Below are 12302 nucleotides of genomic sequence, written 5' to 3' on the forward strand. Positions count from 1 at the left end.
TAGTGGTGTAGGAGGTGAGATTATGAAAGTTGCAAACGCTTCAAAGACCAATCACAATGCTCTATTAAGAAAGCAAGAGGGGCCACTGTACTTTTTAAAGCGGGACTGGCAACTGTATTTGCTGGTAGCTATTCCGCTGGCTTTTGTAATCGTATTCAAATACTTGCCGATGACCGGACTTGTAATCGCTTTTAAGGATTACAAAATTGCCAGAGGCTTCTGGGGCAGCGAATGGGTCGGGTTCCAAATGTTTCAGGAGATTTTCTCCAAGCCTGATTTCACCCGGGCAATCCGCAATACGCTGCTGCTCAACGTTCTTGATCTCATATTCAGCTTCACGATGCCAATCATCCTGGCCTTGATGCTGAATGAAGTTAAGAGTGTCAAATTCAAACGAGCGAATCAAACCCTGCTGTATCTGCCGCACTTCTTGTCCTGGGTCATTATCGGGGCGATTGCCTACCAGCTTCTTAGTGAAGGAAGCGGTGTAGTCAATAATGTCATTGAATTAATGGGCGGCAACAGGATACCGTTCCTTCAAGAGGATACCAACTGGCTGATCAGTTATCTGGCCATCGGCGTGTGGAACAGTATGGGCTGGGGAACGATTATCTATCTGGCAGCTATGAGCGGTATCAACCCTGAACTATATGAAGCGGCCACCGTAGACGGAGCCGGACGCTGGAGAAAGGTATGGAATATTACGCTGCCTTCGATCCGTGCGACGATTGTCACGCTGCTGATTATGAACCTGGGCAAAATCATGGAGGGCTCCTTCGAACGTATCTATGCCTTGCAGAACAAAGCCACTACAGAATTTACAACGACCATACCGGTTCTGGTATACCGCTGGGGGATTGAATCCGGCAACTTTAGCCGGGCGACGGCGGTGGGGTTATTCCAATCCGTTATCGGTATAATTCTTGTAATAACGGCGGATCGCGTGGCTAAAAAGCTCGGCGAGGATGGAATACTTTAGAAAGGAGCGAAACCATGAAAGCATCAACCGGCAACTCTGCCGCATTAAGTAAGAATCGTCCGGATATTTGGGAATTGCTGATCCGCATTGTTATTGTGATATTCTCGCTGATTTGCTTGCTGCCCTTCCTGCATGTCGTGGCGAAATCATTAAGCTCGGACTCCTTTGTTATCGCCAATAAGGTGTTTCTGTGGCCGGAAGGCTTTACGATTGAAGCCTATAAGAAAATTTTTGCGGATGCCAGTATTCTCCGTTCGCTCTACGTATCAGTTATCGTGACCGTGCTGTTCACCATTCTGGGTATGATTCTGACCATCTGTGCAGCTTATCCGTTGTCCAGAGCGCAGTTCAAGGGCCGGAGAGTCATCACCTTTATCTTCCTGTTCACGATGTACTTCAGTGGCGGGATCATCCCGGACTATATGAACATTAACAATCTAGGGCTGCTCGATACCATATGGTCACTCGTTCTGCCGCTCTCGTTCAGTGTCTTTAACCTGCTGATTATGAAGACTTCACTGACAAGCAGTATTCCGGTGAGTCTGGAAGAATCTGCACGCATTGACGGCGCAGGACATTTCCGGATTCTGTGGAGCATCGTTATTCCGCTCTCCAAACCGATTATCGCCACCCTGTCGCTCTTCTACGCGGTTGGCCGCTGGAATGCTTATCAGGATGCCTTGTTCTATATCAAGCATGCGACCGAGCTTCGGCCGCTGCAGCTTAAGCTGTATTACCTGGTTATCCAGGCGACGGAAAGCTTCCAGATGGAAGCCACCACAGTTCAACTGAGTAACCCTGAGGTATTAAAAGCATCCGTTGTCGTATTTGCCACTCTGCCTATTCTCTGCATCTATCCATTCGTCCAGAAATACTTTGTTCAGGGCGTAATGCTCGGGGCAGTCAAAGAATAGTCCAGGTTCTGCAAGCAGCATTACTATCTCCGAAAATTAAAAAAATGGGGGAATTACAATGAACAAAAAGGGTTTTGTTTCATTAATGATGGCCTCGGTCATGACGGCCGGCATGCTGGCCGGATGCTCCGGCGGCAACAACAATAAAGAGGCGGCAAATTCGAACACGCCTGCAGCAAACAACAACCAGACGGCTGAAGGCGGCTTCGCCGATTATTCGCAGGGCTTCAAAGAGAAGGTGAAGATTGATATTCCGGTCTATGAGCGTGCGTTCGAGGGCTGGAATGTAACCGACAACTATTACACCCGCTGGGTGCAGTCCGAATTCGGGGACAAATACAACATCGAAGTCAACTATGTGCCGATTACCCGCACCAGCGAAGTGACGGACTATGAGCAGCTGCTGGCGTCGCATAAGGCACCGGATATTATTTTCCACTACGACATGCCTCAAGCGCTTACTTATTACGGTGAAGATGTTATGCAGCCGCTTAACTATGCAGAAATAGAAAATTATGCTCCAACTTACTGGGCAAATATGGGTGAAACGATCAAGCAGTACGGTACGGTCGACGATGAGAACATCTTCTTCTTTGCTGCACGTCCGGAAGCGGATAATTTCGTGAACATCATCCGTAAAGACTGGGTGGAGAAGGTCGGCATGAAGATGGAAGACCTGACTTCCCTGGAGAAGTATAATGAAATGCTGCTGAAATGGAAGGAAGCCGGACTCGGTGTAACCGGCGGCAACCTGATCAAAGACAGCTTCAACTATACGTATGCTTTCCGTGAATGGCCTATTGATGCGGAGTACCGTGCACTTTACTCCGATCTAAGCGTTGCCGATTTCACCACTGCAGATTCCGAACGCTTCCTGCGCAACCTGAACTATCAGTACAACAACGGCATTGTGGATAAAGAATTCTATCTGCGCAGCGATGACAACAAGATCAAGGCAGAGTTCGTCGCCGGCAAAACAGGCAACTACGGATTCTATCTGACCAACAATACAGATGTCTTCGCAGCAACACTGGCTAACAATCCGGATGCTGAATTTGCCGTAATGCCTCCTTACGCTCTGGTTCCGGAAGGCAACAAGCCGCAAGGACGCGCCTACTGGCCGTTTGGCTTCATCATGGGCATCAACTATGAGACTTCTGCCGAAGAGCGCGCTGCGGTATGGATGTACCTCGAATGGCTGAGCCAGCCGGAGAACCTGTTCAAATTCCAGAACGGTGTGGAAGGCGAGAACTACACGCTTGATGCAGAAGGCATCGCTGTTAAGAACCCTGACTATAAAGGCGAGTCTGTCCTGGCCCTGAACAACAACAAAGACTACTGGGCACTCGTAACGGAGATTGCACAGTATCCGGATGCCGACAAGACACTCAAAGCCAACCTGCGCAACTGGTCACCGGCGGGCTATGAATATCTGGCTGATGATATGGTGAAGTACTACAATGAGACCGCTGAATTCCGTACACCTGACGCCATGTTCACTACCGTGCTGGAGAAGGTCAACGAGTACAAAGCCGACCTGAACTCCCTGTTCCAGGATCTGTACGTGAAGACTGTACTGGCTCCGGAAGCTGAATTCGACGCTACTTATCAGGAAGCCAAGCAGACCTTCCTGGATGCAGGCTATCAGGAAATTCTCGACGAAAAGCAAGCCGCTATTGATGCAGGCCAGTTCCGTTAATCCGGAACAGCTTGCGTATAGCTGAACAGCTGTATAGATAAACATATCCCCGGCGAGCCGTTCCACGAGTTGTGGAGGGCTGCCGGGGATTTGTGTTGCCTGGGAGCAGAGGATAAAAACCTCATGGGTTTGTACCTATTTCCGGCGTCCAAGCACTTCAGGGCGATCGCCTACATACAATAAAAGGACCATGAACCCGTAGTTCTCATTACTGGCCGGTTTCATTGTACATGTGCGGGAGGTGTCGCCAATTGCCGGGAATCATTAGCACCATTGCGTTGTTAATCAAGGAGCTTACGCTGCTCGTATCGTATGTCAGAAACAATGCTTTTCCCCAGCCTCTGTCCGAACAAGATGAAAGCAAATACTTAGAGCTGATGGCTGAGGGGGATGCCAAAGCCCGTAATTTGCTGATTGAGCATAATCTCCGCTTAGTCGCGCACATAGTCAAAAAATTCGACAACACCGGCGAAGACATGGAGGACCTCATCTCCATCGGCACCATCGGGCTGATCAAGGCGATCGAGAGCTATCGCCCGAACAAGGGCACGAAGCTCGCCACTTTCGCGGCCCGATGTATCGAAAACGAAATCCTGATGCATTTACGCAGCCTAAAAAAAACCCGGAAAGACGTGTCTCTCCACGATCCGATTGGGACAGACAAGGAAGGTAATGAAATTACCCTGATCGATATCCTTGGCTCCGAGACGGATGATGTCATAAAGGAAGTCGATCTGAAGATCGAGAAGAGCAAGATTTACCGCAACCTTGATATCCTCGATGACCGGGAAAAAGAGGTGGTGATCGGCCGCTTCGGCCTGGACACCGGCGGAGAGGAGCGGACGCAGCGAGAGATTGCGAAGGAACTGGGGATTTCGCGGAGCTACGTGTCGCGGATTGAGAAAAGGGCGCTGATGAAGCTTTATCATGAGTTTTATAAGGCGAAGCGGTGAGTAGGACATTTGCTTGCAGGAATGAGACATTAAATGTCTCGATCCTGCAGGTTATTTATTTTTTTGTTTAGAAACTCAAAATCTCTCGAACTTTGTTCAAAATAAAGACACTGATAAGGATTAGTGGTAACCCAAAGAAACCAAGCAAATATTGGATGACCGGGTGAAGGAATTCGTTGTTGGACGGTTCGGGCTCGATACCGGCGCTGAAGAGCGGACTCAGCGGGAGATTGTTATATGTAAAGAGAAACTGCCTCCGTCTGCTTATGACGGAGGCAGTCTTTTGTATCAGCTGTTTAATATTTCATTTCTACATCTTCCAGATCCGATAAAGAATCATTGCTGCTTCAGCGCGGGTCAATGAATCGGCTGGTGCAATTTTATCGTTCTTGCCATTGACGATTCCGCTTCCTATAAGGAAAGCTGCACTGTCTATGGCGTAAGTGGAAAGGCTTGCTGCATCGGAATAAGAAGCCAGATTTCCGCTTCCGGCAGATGGCTTACCGGCTGCTTTCAGGGCTTTTGCTGTAAGAACCATCATATCTTGACGGGTAATGCTGCTGCCCGGTTTGAAGGTATTGTCCTCAAATCCTGATGCAATTCCGAGCTCCCGTGCAATAGCTACAGCTTGCGCATAGTAAGCCGTAGGCTGTACATCACTGAAGGTAGCCGCATTCGTGCTGGAACCTTTCAATTCAAGCGCTCTGACAAGCAAGGTAATAAAGTCTGCTCTCGTGATAGAAGCCGCGGGTGCGAAGCTATCCTCAGAGATTCCCGTGATTACGCCGCGTGCAGCCATTGCTTCAACGGCTTGTTTCGCCCACTGTATATTTTGCATGTCAGTAAAGGAAGGGGTTACGTAGGCTACAGCATAGGTGCTGAAATGAGTTGTTTTGAATACAACCGAACCGCTCTTCGCATCATAGCGTCCGCTTGGTACAGCTGTTGCCTGCCCTTGGCTGTCAATGGTTAGGATCACGATTTGATCTGCATTGGCAAGCTCCTGTGCCGCAGCTGTATACGGAATGGATACTGTTACAGGGGCCGCAGGGTTATTCCAAGCAATAACTTTGTCGCCGGCTTTTACACTAAGTTCGATAATCGGACGGCTGCCCACTTTTCCGCGAACTTCTGTATTCAAGCTATCCCCCGGGATTTTGTTCATCTGAATGGATACTTGATCTGCTTGCCCTGTCATATTAGACAGCATATTCGACGGAATAATAAGTTCAGCATTGTCCGTCTTAAGTATAAACTCGATATTGCTGTTGCTTTGCAGGTGTGAAGCAGGCAATTGTACTACATAGGATTGCGCATTTACTTGCTTCGGTATCTCGATTGCAACCTGTTTTTTGCCATTCGCACCTGGAGAAGTCTGGTCGATCGCTTTATTCAGGCTGGCGCTCGAAACGGTTGCTGTAGCTGTTCCGTTCTCGAATTTTACAGCAGGCTGAATGGATACCACACCGTTGTTATTCTGGACCGTGCCAGATGGCGGAGTACCGGTTCCGCCGCTGTCTCCGCCATTGTTATTGCCTGGAGAAGGTTTGCCAGTCAGAGTTAATTCTCCGAATACGGAAGGGTCTTGGTATCCTTGACCGGATGCATCGTTCCATGCGTTTGCACTGATCCGGCTGCCGTCTTTAGCATCATTGATTTGCGCGTCGAAGCCAATTTTGGCGTTGTTCGCAGGTTTAGCTTTTTTGAAAGGGATTTTCATTTCAACCGTGTAGTTGGTACCGGAAACAGAGACTTTTGATTCGAAGCCTGCAGCAATTTCCTCAGGATTAAAGGAAGCCGCGTTCTCGAAATTCACTCTATATTGCCCATCATCGTCTTGGAAAGAAGAGGTTTTCCCATTGTTTTCATCGACGAACACTTCGACGGAATCCTGCTCCCAGGCATTCGGGTTGGATTTATCGAGCTTATCGTCTTTGACTTGCACCAACACATACAGATTGTTGTCATCCCAGAGTGCTTTGGCGGTTCCAGTAGCGCCTGACCAGGCGATTTGCTTCGTCTCCAGTTTCATTTCAGGAGCGTTGCTCCATACGCTGTCTACGGAGCCGTCGATTGCAGGTGTTCCATAATAAGCGCTGGATTGCTTGTATTCAAGCTCTTTCGGCGGGTTTTCCGCTATGAACTTTTCAGGGTCAGTGACCGCGTAGAACGCCTCTTTTGCTTGAAAATCCTTGTCGAACAAGGTTGGATTCTGCTCGGCTCTCCAACTGGTGCTGTCATTTAATCCCCAGTAGGTGACACGCGCAATATGCTCGCTGTTCTTCTTGTAGAGATCCATCAATTGGGCAAATAGATATGCCTGCTGCTTCGCTTCTTTTGCTGTGATTGTAGAGTTGGTGCCTGCCATGATATCCAATTCTGTAACACTGATTTCTACACCCAAAGAAATGAAACGCTCGAGCGACGATTTTACATTGTCCAGTCTAGTACCCAAATTGTAGTGGGACTGCATGCCGATTCCGTCAATGAGCTTTTTACCCGGATGAGCTGCGGCGTACTTCTCATTGATTTCTTTCACCATGCTGTAGATGGCTGTAGATTTATTCTGGTTGTCATCGTTGTAATCGTTATAGTAAAGCTTGATATCCCAGCCGTTACTGTCAATGACTTCCTTTGCCGCAAGGAATGCTTCCTCAATGAAGTCAGGGCCAATAGCCTGTAACCAGCCGGAATTGCGGAGAGCATTCTTCCAGTCTGTCGGGTTAGCCGGGTTGTCGTTCATGGCTTCGTTGACAACGTCCCAGGAAATGACTTGGTCACCGAAGTGCTCTACTACGGTTTTGACATGTGTTCTCAGATTAACCAGAGCTTCTTCGCGACTCAATGGTTTACCATCAGCAGCGGTATGCAGCCATGAAGGTGACTGTGCATGCCAGACAAGTACGTGACCGACAAGGTCCAGGTTTGCGTCCTGTACCCGTTTAACCAGAGCATCTTCTGCGGTGAAATCAAATTGTCTGTTGGTATCATAAGCATAATCCGGCTTCATATCATTCTCGAACGTAACGACATTGTGGTGCTTCGTCAGAAGCTTGAGTCTGGTCTCGTCAAAGGTAGCCGGGTTAACAATGTTACCGATCAGGAATTCATCCTTATAAAGGTCTTTGAGGTTAGGGAGATTTTCTTGAATTGGAGGTGCCGCAGCTACTGGCCCCAAATATTTCAGAACAAAGTCATCTAAGTAGAAGGTACGATTGCCGCCGTCGTCGTTTGCTGTCTCAATATAAGCATTGAGTACCGTTGGAGTAGTGGTGAGTGTATATTTGCCTTTGAGCTCTACCCATTCTGAATTGGTAACGGTTGCATTTTGTGAAACGTTCGCAAAACCGCTGTCAGCATACTGAACACTAATGCGAAGCGTTGTAGGCGCTTCACCAGGCGCCATTTTCACCCAAGCTGACAGCTCATATTCGTGATTCTTTGCCATTTTTCCGGTAGCACTAACTAAGGCTGCATCATATTGTGCAGTAGTAGTAACAATCAAGCCTTGTTTTCCGTTAGGCGTATGGTTAGCATCTGGGGAAAGCTTCACAGTTTCTTTGCCATTCCGGGGAACGAAGCCATCTAAGCCATTCTCAAAGTCTGCAGAGATGCCTGTCTTATCTACAACCTCCGGTGAGGTTTGGCCAGGGGTCACATCGGTGATGATGACTTCATCAATGTATATGTCCGAGGTCAAAGTATTGCCCGATGGTTCAACAAAAATAATGACTTCCTTGGTTTGAGATGGAATTTCATAGCCTTTCGTTTCAAATAACGTCCAATCTGAAGCGTTTACTTTATGGTCGCCGATGATCCAAGGATACTTGTTGGTTGCTAAATCGGAATCAATCTTGGAACCAAGATGGAAAATGCCTTCACCTGAACCGAGTCTAACCTTAAGGGAAATGTCGTACTTACGGTCGGATTTCATCTTGTCAGTCAGCACGAGAGCAGGAACTGCTTTTTCATCGGCCCGATTGGAAAACTTTAATGATTTCGTGCCATGGGAGGCTAGTTCGTCAACGACCGAAGTGATACCGTTGGATCCCCAACCCAGCTTACTCCAACCACCGGTGTTTCCGTCCTCAAAACTTTGATTAAGGACTTCAGTAGTCTGGGCAGGTGCTTCTGCCTGGGTGACAGTGATTTCTCCAATGTAGAAGGGAACCTTGTTACCTGCATCATCAGACTTGATTCGCAGCGCTGTGTGCTCAACACTGGTAACGGAAAGAGCGGCGGATAGTGTGATGCCTTGCCCCGCTTTGAAATCAGAGGAGCCGATTCCGGTGTAACTCTCTTTTTTGTCAGGGTCCGTTGAACCTTTATTGCTTACAACTTCCAGGACGGCTTTGCCGGCTGCTGGCGGGTTAGCATTATCATCAACATATACGGAAGCGGTTACAGTATACTCCTGGCCAACTTTCAAGCCCATATCTCCGAAGGCGATATCTACGCCATCCCATTGATTGGAGCGGGTATTTACATATAAAGCTGCTCCATCGCTATTTCCATCAAACGTCTTGCCATTTACAATCGTCAGGTTTGGACTGCCTGATTGGGTTATATCTGTGTCGTCATTTAGCGATTGTACATCCTTAAATGTTTCCTGATATACAGTTTTCGAGTTAGCTGCCGCCAGATCTGCTGCGTTGACTGCCGGAGCCATCAAGCCGATCGGAAGAAGCAAGGCCGTTGCGAGTAACCCGGAAACAACCTGCTTAAACGATTTCCTCATTAATACATCTCCTTCAGCGAGTTTTGTTATAAAGCGCTTACATATTTGCTAGACACTCACCTCCTTCTAGCCCGGATTATAGCATTGGACTTTAGGAACTTAATACTCTCAAATTAAAGGAGAATCCTCGTTTTTTTTAGTAATAAACTAAAGAACAATATATATCTATCTCGCCAAGAGGTAGTTGATAGGATGAAATAAATGCAATCATATCCATGATTCGACAATATGTCTTGACATTCTTGTGGTACTATATTACTGATTTGTAAGTTTAGCCTTGCGTTTATATCAGGATTTGCAAGAACACGAAGCTTATCAGGTAAAAAAATAAATCTAGAAAAGGATGATGCTGAAACTTTGTTATAGTTGTTGTTTTCAGTTTTGGGGGATGTGCAAGATGAAATATTCACGATTTTTATTATTTGGAGGAGCCCCTATTTTTCAGGAAAAACATTGAGCGCTTTGTTATTGCGATATTAATTTTAGGATGACTACTCTTAAGTAAAGGAAGTAGACTATGAAAACTATTCTCCCAGTTACATATCCTCCAATAACATCATTCCCACATATCGCTAACATATTGTCTTTTTTATGGGTAAATGAGGATAAAGTACTCCCCTGGCTATGCGATCGATATTTACAATTAACAATTAGGCCATATCATCCTATGACACGGGCAGATTTTTATGAACAGGCGGATACAGATAATTACATTATTCCTGGGTACTCTTGTCCATTTTTTGGCTGGTTAAGAAACAACCAAACTACAGCACATTTTGTTAAATTTACAGATTATATAGAATATCAAATAAACCAGGGATATTATTTAGATGCGTGCCTTGACAATTTCTACTTAAGATGTTCCTTGAGTTTCGAAAAAGAACATTTTATACATACAACATTTATATATGGTTTTGATAACGAAAAAGAATTGATATATATTTCAGATTTTTATGATAACGGTAAATATGTAAGGGAAACAGCAAGCTATGAAGAGATTAATAAAAGTATTGAGGGCATTGATTATCTAATCAATCTTTATAAATATCAAGATTTTAATTATATTTTCAATATTAATCTATTGAAAACGTTTATTGAGGATTATATAAATTGCAGAGATAGTTTAAAGAAGTTTGAATTTTCATGTGCAAGTTATAATAGAGATAATTTATATGGCTTAAATTTTTATGATTATATTATTGATGTTTTTTGCAAGGAGAATAAACTTGACTTAAGGCCTTTTCATATAATATATGATCAGAAGGTCATGATGAGGATTCGCTTGGGTTATTTATTTAAATTAAATATTTTTGATAATAAAGTAATTCTCGAATTGAAGGAAAGAAATGATGTGATAATTAAAAATTCAATTATATTACGAAATTTGGCTATAAAATATAATCTTACTTATGATAACCGCTTAATACACAAAATTATTGACAAGTGCAATTCAATAAAAATATCTGATCAAGATTTAATGATGGATTTATTAAATTGTTTAAAATAATGAATTTTCTAAATGTTTGGAAGAGTCAGTTTTAATAATATAATAACTATAAATAACTTGAGTGTTGCCAAAAATATGCTGTTGAGTCAACAGAGTCAAAGCTATAAATCTACATGGTGCGTCTACAGTTGGCTCCGAGAGCGATATTGTCATAGAGGGAGACGAAAGGAGCTGGGGATTAGCCGCAGTTATGTGGTCGCGCATGGAGAAAAGGTCGCTCATGAAGCGGTATCATGAATTTTATAAGGCGAAGCGATAAATAAAGGGCTTAGAGATAATAACCTGTAGGAAATGAGGCCTCAGTGTCTTATTCCTATAGGTTATTTTTATGGAAAAGTATACATTATGAAGATAGGGAAACTGGTACCGTGAATTCTTCAGGTTAAATTGATGAGAAGGAGGAGCATTTGAAGCAATGAGGATGTCATCCTTATTATTGTTTAATTGTTGAGAGAGTGCTCCGGCAAATGATTTGTTTAGGATGCTAAATAATTTATGAATAAAGGAGAAGCTTTTCTTTGATAGTGATGAAGAAGCTTACAATTGAAGGGAAACTAAAATACGCTCGAGAACATATAAGTGACATGCCTTTTAGGGAGAGCTATTTTAAAGCAATTGTATCGGACGATTTTCATGAGACCTAAGACGATATAAGCGAATCGCTTGAAGATGGATAGTACAATCAAATAGAATTGAAATCAGCAACACGTGGAAACACAGAAGATCAATCATGAATGAAACAAGGTTTGTTATGGAAAAACTTATATATTGCACAATTGTTGAGCAACATGATATATTAACTGTCCGGTCGTTGAAATAAATAAAACGACGGATGGTAATATTTATAGCTTGCATCATAATTTGAATACGTGATATATTATTATTCCGGCCGCATTGAAGCGGTTTGGATGAAACGAAGTTTCGATTCAGAAGGAAGAACTTAAGGAAAAAAATAGTTCTTGCCACACCGAAAGAAATGAGATATAATCTAATTCTGGTCGCTAAACGGCCATGAAAGATTACGAAGGTTGATCTTTGAAAACTGAACAACGAGTGAGTATCGGAAATCACCTCGGTGATTCCAAAAATGAGAATTTATTCTCGTCAGTTTCAAAATGAGCTATCGCTCTTTCAATACCTTATTGGAGAGTTTGATCCTGGCTCAGGACGAACGCTGGCGGCGTGCCTAATACATGCAAGTCGAGCGGAGTTATGAGGGAGCTTGCTCCTGATTAGCTTAGCGGCGGACGGGTGAGTAACACGTAGGCAACCTGCCCCTTGGACTGGGATAACTACCGGAAACGGTAGCTAATACCGGATAATTTCTTCTGCTGCATGGCGGGAGAATGAAAGGCGGAGCAATCTGTCACTAAGGGATGGGCCTGCGGCGCATTAGCTAGTTGGTGGGGTAACGGCCCACCAAGGCGACGATGCGTAGCCGACCTGAGAGGGTGAACGGCCACACTGGGACTGAGACACGGCCCAGACTCCTACGGGAGGCAGCAGTAGGGA

The 12302-nt window shown here is 45.0% G+C and carries 6 protein-coding genes, 1 rRNA gene and 1 pseudogene; 7 read left to right on the forward strand and 1 reads right to left on the reverse strand.

The genetic code is table 11. From position 1 onward, the window contains the following. The first annotated feature begins 22 nt into the window (after window positions 1–22). From F1379_RS20105 to sigK, 4 genes are all read left to right on the forward strand, one after another. Window positions 23–979 carry an ABC transporter permease gene (locus tag F1379_RS20105; RefSeq protein WP_150273153.1) on the forward strand — a complete coding sequence of 319 codons (957 nt, stop codon included), beginning with the start codon at window positions 23–25 and terminating at the stop codon, window positions 977–979. Between the two features lie 14 nt (window positions 980–993). Beyond that, the gene (locus tag F1379_RS20110) at window positions 994–1893 is read left to right on the forward strand and encodes a carbohydrate ABC transporter permease (protein WP_150273156.1); all 900 of its coding nucleotides are present in this window, start codon (window positions 994–996) and stop codon (window positions 1891–1893) included. A gap of 58 nt (window positions 1894–1951) precedes the next feature. Next, on the forward strand, window positions 1952–3592 hold the full coding sequence (locus F1379_RS20115; protein WP_150273158.1) for a type 2 periplasmic-binding domain-containing protein: 1641 nt from the start codon (window positions 1952–1954) through the stop codon (window positions 3590–3592). A 251-nt stretch (window positions 3593–3843) separates the two neighbouring features. Beyond that, window positions 3844–4545, forward strand: a complete 702-nt coding sequence (gene sigK / locus F1379_RS20120; protein WP_150273160.1) for an RNA polymerase sporulation sigma factor SigK — start codon at window positions 3844–3846, stop codon at window positions 4543–4545. Between the two features lie 310 nt (window positions 4546–4855). Here the strand turns inward: sigK and F1379_RS20125 are convergent, their stop codons facing one another. Beyond that, on the reverse strand, window positions 4856–9283 hold the full coding sequence (locus tag F1379_RS20125) for an endo-1,4-beta-xylanase (protein WP_150273162.1): 4428 nt from the start codon (window positions 9281–9283) through the stop codon (window positions 4856–4858). Window positions 9284–9800: 517 nt separating this feature from the next. Between F1379_RS20125 and F1379_RS20130 the strand changes: the two genes are divergently transcribed. The 3 genes and pseudogenes from F1379_RS20130 to F1379_RS20140 form a co-directional block, all read left to right on the forward strand. After that, window positions 9801–10790, forward strand: coding sequence for a hypothetical protein (locus F1379_RS20130; protein ID WP_150273164.1), 990 nt, complete (start codon window positions 9801–9803; stop codon window positions 10788–10790). 159 nt (window positions 10791–10949) lie between these two features. Beyond that, window positions 10950–11049, forward strand: a pseudogene (locus F1379_RS30365) (RNA polymerase subunit sigma); the annotation flags it as partial. A gap of 880 nt (window positions 11050–11929) precedes the next feature. Continuing rightward, a 16S ribosomal RNA gene (locus tag F1379_RS20140) occupies window positions 11930–12302 on the forward strand; the annotation flags it as partial.

The organism is Paenibacillus tepidiphilus (assembly GCF_008635795.1).
GTDB classification, from domain to species: Bacteria; Bacillota; Bacilli; order Paenibacillales; family Paenibacillaceae; genus Paenibacillus_AQ; species Paenibacillus_AQ tepidiphilus.

Excerpts from the sequence above, each read along its gene's own strand:
- F1379_RS20105 (WP_150273153.1), top strand. The coding sequence starts at position 23 with ATGAAAGTTGCAAACGCTTCAAAGACCAATCACAATGCTCTATTAAGA.
- F1379_RS20110 (WP_150273156.1), top strand. The coding sequence starts at position 994 with ATGAAAGCATCAACCGGCAACTCTGCCGCATTAAGTAAGAATCGTCCG.
- F1379_RS20115 (WP_150273158.1), top strand. The coding sequence starts at position 1,952 with ATGAACAAAAAGGGTTTTGTTTCATTAATGATGGCCTCGGTCATGACG.
- F1379_RS20125 (WP_150273162.1), bottom strand. The coding sequence starts at position 9,283 with ATGAGGAAATCGTTTAAGCAGGTTGTTTCCGGGTTACTCGCAACGGCC.
- F1379_RS20130 (WP_150273164.1), top strand. The coding sequence starts at position 9,801 with ATGAAAACTATTCTCCCAGTTACATATCCTCCAATAACATCATTCCCA.